The 19,458-nt window shown below is 32.4% G+C and carries 17 protein-coding genes; 10 read left to right on the forward strand and 7 right to left on the reverse strand.

Features of this window, described 5'->3' with window-relative positions; all coding sequences use genetic code 11:
• Position 1 precedes the first annotated feature (1 nt).
• A complete protein-coding gene (locus BJG89_RS04400) occupies positions 2-934 on the forward strand; it encodes a CdaR family protein (RefSeq protein ID WP_096808733.1) in 933 nt (310 codons plus the stop codon).
• A 26-nt stretch (positions 935-960) separates the two neighbouring features.
• Positions 961-2,316 (forward strand): phosphoglucosamine mutase, encoded by a 1,356-nt coding sequence (gene glmM, locus BJG89_RS04405; RefSeq protein ID WP_096808734.1) that lies wholly within the window; start codon positions 961-963, stop codon positions 2,314-2,316.
• Between the two features lie 386 nt (positions 2,317-2,702).
• Here the strand turns inward: glmM and BJG89_RS04410 are convergent, their stop codons facing one another.
• The 4 genes from BJG89_RS04410 to BJG89_RS04425 are packed head-to-tail and all read right to left on the reverse strand — an operon-like array spanning position 2,703 to position 7,843.
• Positions 2,703-3,806 carry a mannitol-1-phosphate 5-dehydrogenase gene (locus tag BJG89_RS04410; RefSeq protein WP_096808735.1) on the reverse strand — a complete coding sequence of 368 codons (1,104 nt, stop codon included), beginning with the start codon at positions 3,804-3,806 and terminating at the stop codon, positions 2,703-2,705.
• Positions 3,806-4,240 (reverse strand): PTS mannitol transporter subunit IIA, encoded by a 435-nt coding sequence (locus BJG89_RS04415; protein ID WP_096808736.1) that lies wholly within the window; start codon positions 4,238-4,240, stop codon positions 3,806-3,808. Before BJG89_RS04415 ends, BJG89_RS04410 begins: the two co-directional genes overlap by 1 nt.
• A gap of 5 nt (positions 4,241-4,245) precedes the next feature.
• Complete coding sequence (locus BJG89_RS04420; RefSeq protein ID WP_096808737.1) at positions 4,246-6,279, reverse strand: BglG family transcription antiterminator; 2,034 nt, start codon at positions 6,277-6,279, stop codon at positions 4,246-4,248.
• Between the two features lie 37 nt (positions 6,280-6,316).
• Positions 6,317-7,843 carry a PTS mannitol transporter subunit IIBC gene (locus tag BJG89_RS04425; RefSeq protein WP_096808738.1) on the reverse strand — a complete coding sequence of 509 codons (1,527 nt, stop codon included), beginning with the start codon at positions 7,841-7,843 and terminating at the stop codon, positions 6,317-6,319.
• A gap of 655 nt (positions 7,844-8,498) precedes the next feature.
• Between BJG89_RS04425 and glmS the strand changes: the two genes are divergently transcribed.
• The 4 genes from glmS to BJG89_RS04445 all read left to right on the forward strand — a co-directional run bounded on the left by glmS (position 8,499) and on the right by BJG89_RS04445 (position 12,650).
• Positions 8,499-10,304: a glutamine--fructose-6-phosphate transaminase (isomerizing) gene (glmS, locus tag BJG89_RS04430; RefSeq protein ID WP_096808739.1), complete on the forward strand. Its 1,806-nt coding sequence runs from the start codon at positions 8,499-8,501 to the stop codon at positions 10,302-10,304.
• 510 nt (positions 10,305-10,814) lie between these two features.
• On the forward strand, positions 10,815-10,916 hold the full coding sequence (locus BJG89_RS14930) for a DUF2200 family protein (RefSeq protein WP_232165087.1): 102 nt from the start codon (positions 10,815-10,817) through the stop codon (positions 10,914-10,916).
• A gap of 31 nt (positions 10,917-10,947) precedes the next feature.
• Positions 10,948-11,748: an ABC transporter ATP-binding protein gene (locus tag BJG89_RS04440; RefSeq protein ID WP_096808740.1), complete on the forward strand. Its 801-nt coding sequence runs from the start codon at positions 10,948-10,950 to the stop codon at positions 11,746-11,748.
• Positions 11,749-11,798: 50 nt separating this feature from the next.
• Positions 11,799-12,650: an HAD family hydrolase gene (locus BJG89_RS04445; protein WP_096808741.1), complete on the forward strand. Its 852-nt coding sequence runs from the start codon at positions 11,799-11,801 to the stop codon at positions 12,648-12,650.
• A gap of 96 nt (positions 12,651-12,746) precedes the next feature.
• Here the strand turns inward: BJG89_RS04445 and BJG89_RS04450 are convergent, their stop codons facing one another.
• Positions 12,747-13,835 carry a hypothetical protein gene (locus tag BJG89_RS04450; RefSeq protein ID WP_096808742.1) on the reverse strand — a complete coding sequence of 363 codons (1,089 nt, stop codon included), beginning with the start codon at positions 13,833-13,835 and terminating at the stop codon, positions 12,747-12,749.
• A gap of 131 nt (positions 13,836-13,966) precedes the next feature.
• Here BJG89_RS04450 and BJG89_RS04455 point away from each other — a divergent pair, with 131 nt between their 5' ends.
• Positions 13,967-14,698, forward strand: a complete 732-nt coding sequence (locus tag BJG89_RS04455) for a metallophosphoesterase family protein (protein ID WP_096808743.1) — start codon at positions 13,967-13,969, stop codon at positions 14,696-14,698.
• A gap of 141 nt (positions 14,699-14,839) precedes the next feature.
• On the opposite strand, the gene czrB is transcribed toward BJG89_RS04455, so the two are convergent.
• On the reverse strand, positions 14,840-15,790 hold the full coding sequence (gene czrB, locus BJG89_RS04460; RefSeq protein WP_096808744.1) for a CDF family zinc efflux transporter CzrB: 951 nt from the start codon (positions 15,788-15,790) through the stop codon (positions 14,840-14,842).
• A 17-nt stretch (positions 15,791-15,807) separates the two neighbouring features.
• On the reverse strand, positions 15,808-16,071 hold the full coding sequence (locus BJG89_RS04465) for an ArsR/SmtB family transcription factor (RefSeq protein WP_174221777.1): 264 nt from the start codon (positions 16,069-16,071) through the stop codon (positions 15,808-15,810).
• A 187-nt stretch (positions 16,072-16,258) separates the two neighbouring features.
• On the opposite strand from BJG89_RS04465, the gene BJG89_RS04470 reads away from it, so the two are divergent.
• The 3 genes from BJG89_RS04470 to manA all read left to right on the forward strand — a co-directional run bounded on the left by BJG89_RS04470 (position 16,259) and on the right by manA (position 19,441).
• Entirely contained in the window at positions 16,259-16,918 is a 660-nt protein-coding gene (locus tag BJG89_RS04470; protein ID WP_096808746.1) for an SDR family oxidoreductase, read from the forward strand.
• A 329-nt stretch (positions 16,919-17,247) separates the two neighbouring features.
• The gene (locus tag BJG89_RS04475) at positions 17,248-17,946 is read left to right on the forward strand and encodes a FadR/GntR family transcriptional regulator (RefSeq protein ID WP_096808747.1); all 699 of its coding nucleotides are present in this window, start codon (positions 17,248-17,250) and stop codon (positions 17,944-17,946) included.
• A 556-nt stretch (positions 17,947-18,502) separates the two neighbouring features.
• Positions 18,503-19,441, forward strand: coding sequence for a mannose-6-phosphate isomerase, class I (gene manA / locus BJG89_RS04480; protein ID WP_096808748.1), 939 nt, complete (start codon positions 18,503-18,505; stop codon positions 19,439-19,441).
• Positions 19,442-19,458: the final 17 nt, after the last annotated feature.

Genomic DNA, 19,458 nt, shown 5'->3' on the forward strand with positions numbered 1-19,458 from the left:
AATGTTAGAAAGTAAATGGGGATTAAGACTAATTGCTTTTGTATTAGCACTTGTGTTTTTCTTATCAGTAAACAATATGTTTGGTAATATCTTCAACGCAGATCAATTAGGACAAAAGTCGACTGAAACATTGCAAGATGTCCCAGTTCAAGTTAAGTATGATAGCAAATCATTATATGCTAGCGATGTACCTAGCAAAGTGGATGTAGAAATATCTGGGCCACAGTCTCAAGTTCTAAAAGCTGAAAATAGTGATAATGTTAAAGCTGTGCTCGATTTAGGTAATAAAAAAGCTGGAAAACATACTACACAATTTCAAGTAAATGGTTTAAATGAAGATATTGATTATACTGTTAAGCCGAAAGAAGCAGCAGTAAGTCTTGAAGAAAAAGTGACTAAAAAGCTCAAAGTAGAACCTGATGTTAGCAGCAATGATTTAGATCCTAACTATAAAGTAAGTGATCAAAGTGTGTCACCTGAAACAGTTAAAGTGACTGGTGGTCGTAAGCAAATTGATAAAATTGCATATTTAAAAGCTACGTTTAAAGATAAAGATAAAATCACTCAAGATACTACAGATATTGCACGTATCACAGCTTTTGACAGAAAACTTAATAAGATTAACGTGTTGATACAACCAAATGAAGTTAATTTAAGTGTCAAAGTAGAAGACTATAGCAAAAATGTTAAAGTTAAAACGAAAGCTGTAGGTGCTTTACCTAATGGTAAAGATTTAGATGATATTAAATTAGATGATGATGAAGTTGAAATATTTGGTAATAGAAATGACATTCAAGGCATTGATGAAATAACTGCTGAAGTGGATTTAGATGGCGTTACAGAGTCAACAGACAGGAATGTTAATTTTAACTTACCAGAAGATGTTTCAAAGGTGAATCCGAAAGAAACGACAGCAAAAATTACTATTAAATAGATTTTTTAATAAAGGAGATATAAATCATGGCAAAATATTTTGGTACAGATGGCGTAAGGGGCGTTGCAAATAAAGAATTAACGCCCGAACTTGCCTTTAAATTAGGACGTTTCGGTGGATACGTGCTAGCACATAATGAAGGTGAAAAACATCCCAAAGTACTAGTTGGTAGGGATACTCGTGTTTCTGGTGAAATGCTTGAATCTGCATTGATTGCTGGGCTGATTTCTATTGGTGCGGAAGTCATGCGTTTAGGCGTCATATCAACACCAGGTGTAGCATATTTAACTAGAGAAATGGAAGCTGAATTAGGTGTCATGATATCTGCTTCTCATAACCCTGTACCAGATAATGGTATCAAGTTTTTTGGGTCAGATGGTTTTAAGTTATCTGATGATCAAGAAGAAGAAATTGAACAATTATTAGATCAAGAAAATCCAGATTTACCTCGCCCTGTAGGTGAAGACATTGTACATTATTCTGATTACTTCGAAGGCGCACAGAAGTATATAAGTTATTTAAAATCAACTATTGATGTTAACTTAGATGGTATGAAAATCGCTCTAGATGGCGCACATGGTTCTACGTCATCATTAGCACCATTTTTATTTGGGGATTTAGAGGCTGATACTGTAACTGTAGGTTGTAATCCCAATGGATATAACATAAATGACGATGTTGGTTCCACGCACCCAGAAACATTAGCACAAAAAGTCGTTGAAGAAGAATGTGATTTTGGTTTAGCGTTTGATGGTGATGGTGACAGATTGATTGCTATTGATGAAAACGGTGATGTTGTTGATGGCGACCAAATCATGTTTATTATTGGCCAAGCGATGAGTAAAAACCAAGAATTAAACAATGATATGATTGTATCAACAGTTATGAGTAATTTAGGTTTCTATAAGGCTCTCGAAAATGAAGGTATTCAATCTAATAAAACAAAAGTTGGAGACCGATACGTTGTTGAAGAAATGCGTAGGGGAGATTATAACTTAGGTGGAGAACAATCTGGCCATATTGTATTAATGGACTACAATACGACTGGTGATGGTTTATTAACAGGCGTTCAGTTAGCAAGTATTATTAAAATGACTGGTAAGCGTCTAAGTCAACTTGCAAAACAAATGAAAAAATATCCACAATCCTTGGTTAACGTTCGTGTTACAGACAAATACCGCGTAGAAGAAAATATAGATGTCCAAGAAGTCATGACAAGAGTTGAAGTAGACATGAATGGAGAAGGGCGTATATTAGTTAGACCTTCAGGAACAGAGCCATTAGTAAGAGTCATGGTTGAAGCAGCAACTGACGAAGACGCACAACGTTATGCGCAAACGATTGCTGATGTAGTAAAAGAAAAAATGGGTTTAAATGAATAGGATAATTATTAAATAACATGATGCTGTCAACACAGTTACAAATTTTTGTATGAGTAACTGTGTTGGCAGTTTTTTACTATTGAAAATGATTTATAAGCTATACAAATAGTATTTGGATAGTAACTTTAATTTTAGGAACAACGACATCTTGTGTTTCATCTATTAAGCTATATGATTAGATTAGACAAATATATTTTTTTTAATAGCCCCTGCACAATTTGTATCGCTATCTTGTTTAATTTCAGTTATGATTTTAAAATTAAAAGAGAGCTAAATCCATTACGGATTAGCTCTCTTATTTTGAGACTAGATATTTATGTTTTACCCTCTTACTTTAAATAGGGTGTTTAGGTCCATCTCGATACTTACGTTGTATTATTATATTATTACAGTACATTGTAAGCTTTAACGATTTCAGCAACTAATTGGTCATCAATTTTAGCATAATCTTTTAAGAATGCTTCGATGCCATGTTCTTTAATATAGTCATTTTTTTCTACTGTTTCTTGGTCATTTGTATCATCGTATTTTAGAAGTAACGCAGCAGCTTTAACTAAAGCGTCATGTTTTAAATTATTCTGATATAAGTAATTTAATGGTTTAACAATTCTATCTTGTGGTCCAATTTTACGGATTGTTCCACGTCCTACACGTGTTACTTCATCTGAAAGATTAGGGTTTTTGAAACGCTTGATGATTTTCTCAACATATTGTGCTTGTTCTGCCACTGTAAAATCAAATTGATTTGTAATATATTGGCTTGTTTCTTCAAGTACACGTTCTAAATCATGTTTAATATGAGCATCTTTCACTGCATCTAAAATGGTTGGTTGGCCAAAAAATCTACCAGCGTAAGCTAAGAAAGCATGCCCTGTGTTTACTGTTAATAACTTTCTTTCAATGTATGGCGTTAAGTTCTCAACATATTTTATATGATTTAATTCGGGACCAAACCATGCATCTTTTTCTACGACCCATTCGTAGAAAGGTTCAACTACCACATCTAAAATGTGCTCATTGGTTTGTAGAGGAACAATTCTATCAACTGCTGAGTTTGCAAAATGGATGTGATCACCTAAAGGGCCAGTGATATCTAATATCGCATCTTTTAAAGTATTCGTTGCCATAATTGCATTTTCACAAGCAACAATGTTTACTGGGGTTTCTTTTTCTTTTAAATAGGGCGCAAATGTTTTGGCAATAATAGGTAAAACATTGACGCCTACTGCAGTAGTAATTAAATCCGCTTCTAATACTGCTTGTTTTAAACTTTCAGAAGGTTGTCCTGAATTGATGGCGTCCACATTATGCACGCGAGTCGTTGTATGTGCTTGATCTGCTAGGATAACGTCATATTCATGTTTAGCATCTAAAGCATCGATAATTTCAGCATTAACATCTGCAAATGTAACTTTAATATCATTATCAGCTAAAATATAACCTATAAAGCCTCGGCCAATGTTACCAGCACCAAAATGTAATGCTTTCATTATGCGTCAGCCTCCTCAAATACTTGTTTGATCTCCTCTGCTGAAGACGCGTTAATGATACGTTCTACGTTTTCTTCTTCGCTAAATGTAATCGCAATTTTAGATAATAAGTCTAAGTGTTCCCCATCTTTACCTGCAATACCAACAACGACTTTAACTTCTTCTCCATCCCAATCTACACCCTCAGGAATTTGGATTAAAGTTAAACCAGATTTTAGTACACTTGTTTTTGCTTCATCTGTACCATGTGGGATTGCTAAGCCATTACCCATAAAAGTAGTAACAACTTGTTCGCGATCTTTCATTGCTTGAATATAATCTTCTGTGACAGCACCAGTTGAAACTAATGCTTGCCCTGCTTTTTCAATTGCTTCATTTTGATCTTCTACCGTTTGGTTAATAAAAATATTGTCATTGCTAAATAATTCGCTCATATTATTCACTCCATGTTTAATTGATTTTGTAGTTGTTTCAAATAACTTTGTTTTAAAAACACTAATAATTGTTCAGGCTTTTCCATAAAATGATCAATATCATCAAGATATTCTGCCATTTTACCAGATAAATCACTGACAAGTTGTGCCATGGTATCATCTGGGGGGATAAACATATTTAATAAATATGTTACAGAAATACTATCATTTTGATTATTATTAAGCGACAGAGGTTTCTCTAAGATGGTAATTAAAATAAATGGTTTTTGTATTAAATCACTTTTAATATGTGGCATTGCTATGGGATAGGGATCTAAAACAAAACTCTGTACCTCCATTCGTTGCTTAATAAGATCAGCGAATGACTGTTCATCATCAATAATTTGATGTTTTAATAATTGGTTTGTTAAATAAGTAATCCAATTTGTAATATTTGTATAATCTATATAAACAGAATCTATTACTTCTAAACCTTTACGAATATAATTCAATTGATACTCAGGATTTGAAATAGTTGTATTTGTGTCGTCAACCATTTGCATTTGAGATTTATTATATTGTTGCGTATTTAGAAAAGCAGCTACATGATTTATATCTGCGTCTGGTAATAATGGATTAACTGTTAAATAGGGTGATTTAGTATCTAAATTAACTGTTGAAATAATAGCGTCATATTGGTCAAAATCGATTGAATTCAGCTCACCAACAGATGCTTGGACTGTTTGTTGAATTTCACTAAAAGTCTGTTGTAATCGTGTAGCGAGTAAACGACTTGTACCGATACCGCTACTGCAAACGACAAGCACCTTATAAAATGGCGTTGCTTGCTTTTGAATTGCACCACCAAAATGCAAGACGATAAATGCAATTTCACTATCTGGAAATTTAAAGTTTGGCCAAGTTTTAAGTAAGCCTTGATGAACACTTTCAAATAGTCTTGGGTATTTGTGTTTAATCATATCTGTTAAAGGATTGTATGTTTCAATGTTGGCATTTAGACGGTTGATTGCAGGTATGATATGCAATTTCAAACCTTCACTTAATGTTTTCCAATCTTTAAATGTTTGCTGAGATACGTTTGATACATGTTGAATGAGTTGTTCAATTAGATCTTGGTCTTTTTGGTTTTTAAATACTTCAGTAGATTCTTTACGTTTAGCGCCACGTAAATGAATTGTGATAAAAGTTATTTCTGCCTGATTGAACGCAACACCGTATATGTGTTCCAGGTGTAATGCTAAAGCTGATGCAATTTGATGCTCAAAGGTATCTTTGACGCTGTTATAGATATCTTCATTTAAAGCTACATATTCTCCCTTAAGCATTCGATCAATACTAAGTACGATGTGTACAGTAAGTGTTAAATAACTAGATTCTGTTAAAGAATAGGGTAGTTGGCCTAAATGGTCCATTAGAATTCGTTCTACTTGGAAAATTTTATCGATATCAACCATTGGTAATTGTGATTGATTAATCGATTGATACACGAAGTGATTTTCAATTACCGAGTAGACACTCGTACTATTTAAGTTATTGACCATTAATTGACTTAACAGTTCTCTTTTTTTAGATTCAGCGCCATATAGGTGAATCCCTTCACCACGTTTTTTCTGTAGTGATAATTGATATTGTGCTAGTTCTGTATCTAATTCGTCTAGTAATTTAGCTAAAGTTTGAGTGGAAACACCAATTTCTTGAGCCAAGCCATATTGCTTGATTGGTTCTTTGGCCTGAATGAGTGCGTACAAAATAATTACTTTTTGTTCTTCTTGTGATAGGTCGATCGTATTTTGTTGAAGTAATTCTTTTTTTAATGCTCGAATAGCTTGTTGATTACTCGATAATTGTAATCCTTTTTTAGTGACACGCTCTAAAGTAATGTTGAAGTGTTCCAAAAATAATTCTATAGATTTTAATTCTCTATGAATAGTACGAGAGGATACAGCTAAATGTTGAGCAATGTCATAAATCGTGACATATTGACCGTGATACTTAATTAACATTTCGATAATTTCTTTTTCACGCGTACTCAAAAACATAGCCATACCCTCCAGTACAATTTCTTATAGTGAGTAATTAGTTATCTTCTTTTTTTAGGTTTTCTAATAATTCATCATATCTCGGTGAATTTAAGAAATTTTCAACTGAAATATGAATTGCGCTTGGAACTTGTTTAATCGCTCTGTCAGTTAATTTTTTCTGAGTAATGACAAGTTGGGCGTCGCTAGGTAATTGATTAATAGCAGTGTTAGTAACATCTACATCTTGTACGCCAGCTTTTTTAAATTTATTACGTAACATACTTGCACCCATCGCACTAGATCCCATACCTGCATCACAAGCAAAGATAACGTGGTTTACTTTACTAAAATCATGTGCATCTACATTTTCAGTATCATAATTATCTAGTAAATCATCTTCTGATTGGGCTTCGTCATTTTCTGTAGTGCTTGTAGTGGCAGTTGTGCTTTCTTCATTATTCCCTGTTAACTTAGAAGATACACTTGATTTTTTACCTTTTGATGCTTCCATTTTCTCTGTTGCTGTTTCTATATCTTCAGTTTCTTTTGTGAATTTCAATATGATAGATGAAACTATAAATGAAACAATCGCAGCAAGCGCTACACCAATAATCATGTGTAAGAATTCACCTTTAGGGGCATTGAGCATGTAAACTATAAATGAGCCTGGAGATGCTGGACTCTTGAACCCAAAGTCTACTAATGAATAAGTTGCTACACCAGTCATACCACCTAAGATTACAGCGATAAATAACAATGGTCTCATTAATACATAAGGGAAGTAAATTTCATGAATACCACCTAAGAAATGAATAATACCTGCGCCATATGAAGTTGCTTTAGCTGTTCCTTTACCAAATATCATATAAGCAACTAATACACCTAAACCAGGGCCAGGATTTGATTCAATTGTATATAAAATAGATTGGCCTGCAGAAGCTGCTTGGTCTGCACCAAGTGGTGTGAATACACCATGGTTAATTGCATTATTTAAGAAAACGATTTTTGCAGGTTCTACGATAATACTTACTAATGGAAGTAGATGCGCATGTACCAACGCTTCAACAGCTACTGATAAAATGTGCATGATAAATTCCATGATTGGTGCTAGTACTTTAAAACCAACGATTGTCATAATGAAGCCTAAAATACCAGCTGAAAAGTTATTGAATAACATTTCAAAACCTTGTGGGGTTCTTGGTTGAATAAATTCATCTGTTTTCTTCATTAACCAACCAACGAGTGGGCCCATAATCATTGCGCCAAGTAACATCGGCGTATCAGGTAATGCTACAATCACACCCATTGTTGCTACAGCTGCGATAATACCGCCACGCATTTCGTGAATTAAACGCCCACCACTATAGGCAATTAATAGAGGTATTAAATAAGTGATCATCGGGCCAGCTAATTCACTTAAATCTTTATTTGGCCACCAACCGCCATCAATAAAGATTGCAGCGATAAAGCCCCATGCGATAAATGCACCAATATTTGGCATAATCATACTACTTAAAAATGAACCAAAAGCCTGAACTTTACGGCCTATACCCTTTTTGTCTTGAGTATCTGTTTGTGACATAATTTGCACCTCTTTTTCTCTTTATTTGTAAGTACATTGTAGGTCTATTTTCATAAATAAACAACAAATAGTAATTTCAAATTTGGCACAGTGTGTTTGACAAGTTTATGACTATTAAATGGTGCAAATATATGGAAGGTTTTGGATTTTAAAGACGTTCGTTAATCATTAAAAAATAGAATTTAACTTGTATATTTATAAAAAATTTGCATTTAAGCTTAAATACATTGTACAATTAATAATATTGAAGAAAGGAGGATAGTTTCGAGTAATTTAATCAAAGCGCCTGTGCAAGTGAAGCGGTTAAATGTTGAATATTTAAGGTTTAAAACAGAAATCTTAATAGACGTGAGATTGAAGCTTGTAGACGAGGAGGATAGTTATCGAACCATCGGCGGATGCTATCCCGGATGTGGCTCATTCGTAAACTTATTAAGGAAAACATTAGGGCGACCTAGTGCACAAAGTTAATAAGATAGCCAAATTTAATAAAAATTAAGATTATAAGGTGGATGGGATTTCTGTGCCTATTTTGTTATTCCTTGTTATTGAACAAATAAAAGGAATTTATTTGAATTGGCCTATTTTATATTGAACAGGTTCCTATACGCCGAACGTTCAATACCCGTCACCATTACATTGGAGGAATATGTATATGTGTGGAATTGTTGGATATATAGGGCATGATAATGCCAAAGAATTATTGTTGAAAGGTTTAGAAAAGTTAGAATATAGAGGTTATGACTCTGCAGGTATCGCCGTTGTTAATGATGAAGGTACAAATGTATTTAAATCAAAAGGGCGCATTGCAGAACTTAGAAAAGTTGCAGACAGTGAAGATATTGATGGCAACGTAGGTATTGGTCATACACGTTGGGCAACACATGGTGTACCCAATTATGAAAATTCACACCCTCACCAATCTGCGACCAACCGATTTACTTTAGTGCATAATGGTGTGATTGAAAATTACGAAGAATTAAGTGATGCGTACTTATCAAATGTTACATTCTTATCTGAAACGGATACAGAAATTATCGTTCAATTAGTTGAATACTTCTCAGATAAAGGTCTTTCTACAGAAGCTGCATTTACCAAAGTCGTATCTTTATTAGAAGGTTCTTACGCATTAGGCTTAATTGATAGTCAAGATAGAGATACTATGTATGTGGCTAAAAACAAATCACCACTATTAATTGGTGTAGGTGATGGTTTTAATGTTATTGCTTCAGATGCGCTTGCAATGTTACAAGTCACAAATCAATATAAAGAAATTCATGATCATGAAATTGTTATTGTAAAACGAGACGAAGTGGTTATTAAAGACCAAGAGGGTAACATTCAAAATAGAGAAGCATATACTGCACAAATTGATGCTGCAGATGCTGAAAAAGGTGTCTATGATCATTACATGTTAAAAGAAATTCATGAGCAACCAGCAGTAATGCGCCGTATCATTCAAGAATATCAAGATGATGAAGGTAATCTGAAAATGGATGCAGATATTACAAGAGATGTGGCTAATGCAGATAGAATTTATATTATTGCCGCTGGCACAAGTTATCATGCAGGATTGGTCGGTAAAGAATATTTAGAAAAATGGGCTGGCGTACCCACAGAGGTACATGTAGCTTCAGAGTTTGTATATAATATGCCGCTACTTTCAGAAAAACCATTATTTATTTATATTTCACAATCAGGTGAAACAGCTGATAGCCGTGCTGTTTTAGTAGAAACTAAAAAACTAGGTCATAAATCATTAACAATTACAAATGTTCCAGGTTCTACATTATCACGTGAAGCGGATCATACGTTACTGTTACATGCAGGACCTGAAATTGCTGTTGCATCTACAAAAGCTTATACAGCACAAATTGCAGTGCTTTCAATCTTGTCACAAATTGTAGCTAAAGAACATGGTAGAGAAGCTGACGTAGCGCTATTACGTGAACTTGCAAAAGTGACTACAGCGATTGAAACAATCGTAGATGATGCAGATGTTATGGAACAAATTGCGACAGATTTCTTAGAAACAACTAGAAACGCATTCTTTATTGGTCGTACAATAGATTATAATGTTAGTTTAGAAGGCGCATTAAAATTAAAAGAAATTTCTTACATTCAAGCAGAAGGGTTTGCAGGCGGAGAGTTAAAACACGGTACAATAGCATTAATCGAAGAAGGCACGCCAGTGATCGCCTTAGCAACACAAGAAAATGTTAATCCTTCTATTCGTGGTAATGTAAAAGAAGTTGCAGCGCGAGGCGCAAATCCATGTATTATTTCAATGGATGGATTGAATAAAGATGGAGATACTTATGTCATCCCTCATGTACATGAACTATTAACACCGTTAGTAGCTGTTGTTGCAATGCAGTTAATTTCTTATTATGCAGCTTTACACAGAGATTTAGATGTGGATAAACCACGTAATTTAGCTAAATCTGTCACAGTTGAATAAATGCTGAATCTTTTACTAGTTTGCTAATAGAGATGAAATCTAAGAAGTTCAACTATTGGCAATTTATTATGAAAAGATAACTTCTGAATAAATTATGGAGTATAATATAAGACAGGAATAAAATCGAATGATGATTTTATTCCTGCTTTTTTAATACATAAAATTTTATTATTATTAACAGAATTTTATGAAAATAACCTTGTTTATTTATGTTAAAATATAGTTTACTATGAGCAATTAAAGAAAAGCGCATTTAATGACTAAACCTAATATTTATAATATGAAATTTGGAAAAGTTTATCCTCATTTAGTTAGAAAAGCTAAGAAAAAAGGTAGAACGTAAGATGGAGTAAATGAAATTATACATTGGATGACTGGTTACACCAAGCGCAATTAAATGCTCTAATTGAAGATGGTATGACATATGAAATATTTATTAAACGAGCACTTTAGTTAAACTCTGACAGAACTAAAATGCGTGGCGTCGTTTGTAGGGTAAGTGTTGAACTTATGGAAAATTCGATAATGAAAGCAATCAGGCGTTTAAATACAATGATCGATGAATTAACCAAAGGAAAAACACTAACAAAGCTATTTAGAGTGAACGAATAATAATTTAAAGTTTTAAAAGGGGAATTTATTTATGCTTATTGATTTGAAACATATTGCAAGAAGAAAACAGGGAAATGAAATTATCAAAGACGTTAGTTGGCAAATAAATGAAGGAGAAAAATGGATGCTTTATGGGTTAAATGGCGCAGGCAAGACAACACTATTAAATATTTTAAATGCATATGAGCCTAATACCTCTGGAGAGATGACATTATTCGGTATGAAACCAGGTAAAAAAGGATATTCTGCAGATAATGTGCGTAACCAAATTGGATTCGTATCCAATAGTTTAATGGATCGCTTTCAAGATGGAGAAATTGTCTTAGATGTTGTAATCAGTGGTATATTTAAATCTATTGGTGTATTCCAAGAGGTGCCACAGCAATATGAAAATACGGCAAAGCAGTATTTAAAACAAATGGGGATGTCTCACTTTGAAAATCAATATTATGGATATCTTTCTACTGGAGAACGTCAAAAAGTTTTGATAGCAAGAGCATTGATGGGGGACCCTAAGTTATTAATTTTAGATGAGCCGGCTTCTGGTTTAGATTTTATTGCTAGAGAAGATTTATTAAGTGCATTGACACAATTATATAGACAAAATCCTCAATTAGCTGTTATTTATGTTACACATTTTGTAGAAGAAATTACTAAAGATATAGATTACGGATTTTTATTAAAAAATGGCAAAACTTTTAAACAAGGGTCAATTACTGAAATACTCAATAGTCATACGTTAAGTTCTTTTTTTAAAAGAAATGTTAACATAACGTATCATGATGAACGCTATGCATTATTTTTAAATGAAGAGAAGATTGCAGAAAAATAGATTACATGCCATAATTTAAGACGATAATACTTGATGGAGGACTTGTTTAAATGGATAATGTGAAAGCAATATTTTTAGATATGGATGGCACAATTTTACATAAAGATAATCGTGTAGATTCTGAAACAGCAGAGATTATTCAAACGTTAAGAGATTGTGGGTATAAAGTATTTTTAGCGACTGGTAGGGCACATGATGAAATTGGTTATCTTGTACCTAAAGGGTTTGCAGTAGATGGCATTATAAGTTCTAACGGTACTTTTGGTGTTGTGCAAAATGAAATAATATTTAAGCATAGCTTATCTTTTGAAACAGTAAATGAAATTGTGAAAAGGGCGAAAGCACAAGAGATTTATTATGAAGTTTTTCCATTTGGCCGTGACCGAATTATTCTTAATGAAGACAAAGCGTGGGCAGAAGCTTTATTTGCTCAACCAACACCGCCAGGAAACGTGGGATATAGCGAATGGACTTCAAGAAGAGCTTCTATAGTAGAAAAAGTTGATTGGGAGTCTACTATTCCTCATACATCATTTTCAAAAATTTATTTATTCTCACCAGATTATGACAAGATTACACAATTTCGTAATCAATTAATGGAAGATCAATCATCGCTTCAAATAAGTGTATCGAATTCTTCTCGCTTTAATGCAGAAACGATGGCTTTTGGTATTGATAAAGGTACTGGAATTAAAGAAATGATAGACCATTTTGATATAAAACAAGAAGAGACACTAGTGATAGGCGATAGTGACAATGATAGAGCTATGTTTGCATTTGGTAATTACACTGTTGCAATGAAGAATGCAAGACCAGAAATACAAGTTTTAGCTGATGATGTCACTTCACTTACTAATGAAGAAAACGGGGCAGCATTATACTTAAAAACACATTTCTTATAGAATATAAGTGTTATATAGTTCAACATAATACGAAAACGAGAAACGGGTCAGAAATCCCAATTATTTAATGGTTTCTGACCCGTTTCTTTATTTTAATTAGTCATTTTTCTTATCAATTTGATCTTTTACATCTGAAGATTTTTCTTTAGCTGTATCTTGAATATTGTCTGATGTACGCTCGATATTTGACTTAGTTTTTTCAGTTGTGTTGTTTACACTATTTGTAACTTTATCTGTTTGATTAGATTGCTCTGAAGTTTTAGCTTTAGTTATTTCTGATTTATCTATCTTTTCACCATTTTTATTATAGTATTGTATAATTGCTAATAAGTTTGTGTAGTATACAAATAATCTTATAATAATTACAATTACAGATACGATATAAATAATTGTCATAGCTACCGTTTGTGAGATGCTGCCAGTACTTATTGAAATTAACTGACTAACTGGATTTGCTAAAATAATAACAATTAAATTTAATAGTAAAATACCTAGATAGAATTTAAACCATGTTTTATTACCATTTTTAATTGCTTTAAAGCCACGTTTAACTGTTGACCAAGCACCAACGCTAGGATTTTTAACAAAAGATAAAGTGTAATTAATAATTAAGATTGCAAAGAACCAATATACAAATGATAATATAAATATTTGTAATGTAGCAGCGATAATTTGGAATGTTAACGACCATCCAAGCGCATGATCGGAACTGCTTAACGGCCCTTGTAATACTGTAAATAATTGCACAATGCCTAACTGTAGTAGTTTACCGATTAAAATATTAAGTATTAATATAATAATAATAAATAGCAATGTGATTAAAGATAATTTTAATGATTTAGCATATTTGCCTTTTTTAAAAATTGAAAATAAATCTTTAAATTTAACCTTGTCTTTATTAATTGCATTGTCTATAGTGTATATAGTTCCAGCAATAAGTTGATAACCAACAAATATAAAAACAACTAATGGAATCAATAACGATAATACCAATGTGAATATTGCACTTCCAATAGGTTGTTGCATAGCCATTGACATTAGAAATTTATAGATTGCTGGTTGTACTGGTATAAACGTTAGCACAGTCAAAGCAAACAATATAATAAAACTTACAATTGTAAAAAGTAAAATTTTAGCATTTTGCGGTTTTGCATTTTGTAACGCTAGTTTATGAAATTTAAACAAATTTTAAGCACTCCTTTTTAGTGATAAGAATACGATATCAAAAAATTGAAGATTTTAAAATTAATAGGTAACAAAATGGCTATAAAATGTTAAAATATCCAAATGAGAAAATGTTGAAAGGAGATATCATCATGAAATTTGCAATTCTTACTGATGTACATGGCAATTTTGATGCTTTAGACACAGTGTTGGATGATATTGATAGTAGAAAAGATATTAAAAAAATATATAATTTAGGCGATAATATCGGTGTCGGTCATGAAACGAATAAAGTACTTGATGAAATATTTGAAAGAGATGATATGGAAATCATTGCAGGCAATCATGATGAAGCGGTTATGTCAATTGTAAATGATACGCCTTACCCTGAAGACTTAAAAGATAAGTTTTATGAACATCACCAATGGATTGAAAGCCATTTAGATGAAGATTATTATGACAAATTAAACGCATTGCCCCGTGTGATTGAAAAGACGCTAAATAATAAAAAAGTAATGTTTATACATTATGAAATTCCAAATGACAAATTAGATACACCAATCGATGGACAACCTTTTAGTCCTATTGTAGAACCGACCGAAGAAAATATTAAATCACTTTTCGAGGATAAAGACGCAGATTTAATTGTTTTTGGTCATAATCATACAGTTCATTTGTTTGATGACAAATCAAAAGTGTATTTTAATCCTGGATCTGTAGGTTTAAATAATGGCGCTTACGCTGTATATGGTATTGTTACTATTGATGAAAATGAAATTTCCTTTGAACGTGTGAAAATACCTTATGATAACGAAGAATTTTTAAGAGGTTTTAAAGAAAAACAAGTACCAGCTAAAGAACTCATATTTGATAAATTTTTATAACTAACAACATATTAGATAATAATCATATTTATAGTATTGCATTGAATAGAAAAAAGTGACTAGATTTAAAAAGCTTGATATAAGCATATAAATCTAGTCACTTTTTTAGTATGAAGTGGATATTTAAGCGTTTAGCAATAATTATTTTCCTGCATAAACTGCTGAACATAATGTATCATCATCATGTTTATGATGCGGCGTTTCAAATTGAATGGTCATATGTTGGATATTGAGATGTTCTAATCGATGTTCGAGCCGATTTAAAAGCTGTTCTCCTTCTTCAATGGTCATGTCGTTTGGCACTACAGCGTGACAACTTAACGCGTTCATCTCATTTGATATGGTCCAAATGTGACAATCATGTACATTTACTATTTGTGGTTCGTTTGTAATAGTATTAATGGTTTCATTCATATTTACATCGCTTGGTGTACCTTCCATTAAAATATTGATAGAAGATTTCGTTATACCCCAACTGCTTTTTATAATAAGTAGAGACACAATAATACTTGCAATAGGGTCAGCAATCGTCCAGTTAAAGAACCAAATAAGAATAGCTGCTGCAATCGCACCGACAGAGCCTAATAAATCGCCAATAACATGGAGAAAAGCACCGCGCATATTTATATTATGATGCGTGTCGCCTCCTTTAAACATTAAAGTAGCAACAACAATATTAACAATTAAGCCAATAGTACTAATAATAAGCATGTCGGCTGATTTGACTGTCATTGGGTTAAAGAAACGATCCACCGCTTCAAAGATAATAAAGATACCAATAACAAATAAAGTTACGCCATTAAATAAGGCTGCTAAAATTTCAAAACGTTTATACCCAAACGTTTTATTTTTGGTAGCATGCTTCTCGGCATAGATAAAAGCAAGTAAAGCTACGCCTAATGAGATTGTATCACTAAACATGTGTAAACCATCAGATAATAAAGCTAAACTATTAGCTACAAAGCCGCCAATGATTTCGACAATCATAAAAATGCCTATAATGAGAAAGCTGATGAGCAATATTTTTTTATTATTGGTGTGTACATGGCCATGTGTATGATTGTGTGAGTGATTATGTTCAGATTGAGACATATATGACATCACCTTTCTTATAATTTGTGGTTAGCATGATGAATTGCTTGTTTTAATAAGGTGGTTACATGTGTATCATCAATTGCATATATCATCGATTGACCATCCCGATTTGATTTTACTAAGTGGGCTTGTTTTAATATACGTAATTGATGAGAGACATTGGACTGACTCATGTTCAAAGTATGTGCGATATGACCGACACTACTTGAACTTTGTGATAATAAATGCATGATGCGTATACGGTTTGTTTCACTTAAGGCTTTAAATATATCAGTCATGTGATTTAAAGTTTCTGTATTGATAGATGATTCCAAGAAATGCACCCCTTTTATATGAATATATTAATACATATTCATATCTTAATGTGGTTCTTTGCTAGTGTCAATAGATAATGCATTTTAGTTTTAAATACCTACAAAAGTGGTAGACTTTTAAGTAATCGAATTTTTAGAGGAGGTTTAAAGTATGAGTATTTTAGTTATTGGAGCAAATGGTGGCGTTGGTCATTATTTAATAGAGCAATTAAAGGCTGAAGGTGAAGATTTTACAGCTGGTGTAAGAAAAGAAGCACAAGTAGAGCAATTAAAAGAAAAAAATATTAACGCAACGTTAATAGATGTTGAAAAAGATGATGTCCAATCTCTGACTGAAAAATTTAAAGGCTACAACCGAATAGTTTTTTCTGTAGGTTCAGGTGGTAGTACAGGTGCAGATAAAACAATTATTGTAGATTTAGATGGTGCTGTGAAAGCGATTAAAGCGAGCGAAGCGAATAAAGCGCAACAATTTGTTATGGTGTCAACGTATGATTCAAGAAGAGAAGCGTTTGATTCAAGCGGCGATTTGAAGCCATATACAATTGCAAAACATTATGCAGATGAATATTTAAAACAGGCAACGATACCATATACAATTATTCATCCTGGTGGCTTACTAGACGATGACGGGACAAATAAAATTGAAGTAGGCGCCTTTTTTGAAGGCAGAGGCACTATTCCAAGAGAAGATGTTGCTTCAGTGTTAAAAGAAGTTGTGACTACTGACGATTATTTAAATACTGAATTCCAAATTGTTAGTGGTGAAAAAGATATTCCACAAGCCTTAACTGATTTTAAAAATAAATAATAGTAGTTATTTTTAACCATAAGATTGGAAATATAATGTCTTAGTCTTAAGTATAGTATTGATATTGGTTAACTGAAATGAAACTACATTTATATTAAACTTTTAAAGGACTTGTCTCTTGTATACATTGTTTTTGAGTTAGTAATTCTTATATAAAGACTTTGTGCCAAGGGTTATATTTCGAATCATATTTTCCAGGGCGGGATAATGAAATCATTTAAAATCAAATGATTTCTGTCTCGTCTTTATTTTATTTAAAATATCTATAACTTTTAATAAATTTTATTGAGAAAATTTGGTATAATAATAGATATCGTTTGGAGGTAACTATGAAAATTTCAAACAGTAAAATTTATGAGCAAGTTGCAGATAATTTATTGGAGAGCATCAAAACAGGTGACTATCAAGTCGGCGATAAAATACCATCTATACAAAAACTAAGTCAACATTATGGTGTAAGCGTGGCATCGGTGAGAGAAGCACTGAATGCATTGAGAACAATAGGTGTATTAGAAATTAAACAAGGTTATGGTACGTTTGTAAAACAAGTAGAACCAACGTTTTTTGAATTAGGAGATAAATTTACGTCGTTAGTTCAAATAAAAGAATTATTAGAATTAAGAGAAATTGTTGAAGGTGCAACAGTTAAAATGGCTGCTTGTCACCATACTGAAGAGGACTTGGTTGAATTAAAAACTGCTTTAAATGAAATGGGTGAAGCTATAACTGACGGAACATCAGGTGAAAGAGCTGATTTAGAGTTTCATTTGGCGATTGCAAAAGCAGCCAATAATTCTTTGTTAGTAGAGTTATTAAATAATATTTCAGAACTAATGCAAGATTCTATGAAAGAAACAAGGAAAATATTTATTTATAGTAAACAAAAGACTATGAATAAATTACTAGAAGAACATGTGGTTATTTATAATGCAATTGCTGACCGAGACGATGAACAAGCAGTGAAAGCAATGCAGTCACACTTATTCGAAGTTAAAGAAACGATATTAGCTAACTTTAAAGAAAAGTAGGCTGGGATCATCTAACGTTTGTAGTTGTCGAGCATTTTAACGCTTTCCATCAATTTGAATTTTACTGCACTAGTTGTTTAAATTTGAGAAACATAAAAAAGCCCAAACTAAAAAAGTTTGGGCTTTTATTGCAAATTTTTATTTTGAAAAAGGAATCAACTTTTCCAAATAATCATAATTCATTACCTTATATGTAAAAGAATCAGAGTCAATGATTAACTCTAACCATATTATAATGTCAAATATGATTAGATGGCAAGTATTTATTCGAAAAAATTTATAACAATTATATAATTTTATTGTTAAATTTATGAGAATGTAATTGAACAGTATTAATTAAACTACCACTCCATTTAAAGAATTGATATAATAATTAATGATTTGAATATAACAAAACGTTGGAGTGACAGTTTATAATGCGTCAACATATATGATACAATTTCAATAGTTCTTTGAATCAAGATTAAATTCTAATAGTAAATGATACGGTATATATTTATTTCAAAAATAAATTTTAAATTAAAATTTATGATAAGAAAGTTTGGAGGTGTGATGGATGCCGTTATTTTTAAAGCCAGTATTACATGAAAAAATATGGGGCGGCACTAAGTTAAAAGAACTAGGTTACGATTTGCCTACTAATAATATTGGAGAAGCTTGGGGAATTTCAGCACACCCAAATGGTAGATGTGAAGTAATGAATGGACCTTATAAAGGACAGACACTAGACAAAGTTTGGCATGACCATAGAGAATTATTTGGTGATTTTCCAAGCCAAGAATTTCCACTGATGACGAAAATTATAGATGCCAAAGAAGCTTTATCAATACACGTTCATCCAGACGATGCATATGCTTATGAACATGAAAACGGTCAATACGGTAAATCAGAATGTTGGTATATTATAGATGCTGAAGAAGGAGCGGAAATAATATATGGTACGAATGCGGATTCTAAAAAAAACGCTATGGCACAAATAGATGACGCAAATTATGACCAGTTATTTAATAGAGTAAAAGTGCAACCAGGTGAATTTTATTTTATACCTGCAGGGACGATTCATTCAATTGGCGCTGGCGTACTTGTGTATGAAACGATGCAATCTTCAGATGTTACATACCGTGTCTACGATTTTGATAGAGAAAAAGAAACAAATGACAGGCGAAGTTTAAATCAAGAGAAAGCTAAAGCGGTGGTAGAGGTTACTCAAGAAAATATTAATATAGCAACTGATACAGAAATTATTGAAAATCATAAGCGTATCCAACTGGTATCGAATGATTTTTTTACAATGGTTAAGTGGGAAATTTCAGGCACATTAAATTATATGAAACCTAGAGAATTTGTATTAGTATCAATCCTAAAAGGAGCAGGGCAAGTAATCATTGATGGCGATGTTTATAATGTAACACAAGGTCAGAATTTCATTTTAACTTCAGATGATTTAGATACTATTTTTGAAGGCGATTATGAACTAATTATTAGTTATTTATAGATAATAAAACGGAGTGT

Origin of the sequence: Staphylococcus nepalensis, assembly GCF_002442935.1 — a bacterium.
In the GTDB taxonomy this organism is placed as follows: domain Bacteria; phylum Bacillota; class Bacilli; order Staphylococcales; family Staphylococcaceae; genus Staphylococcus; species Staphylococcus nepalensis.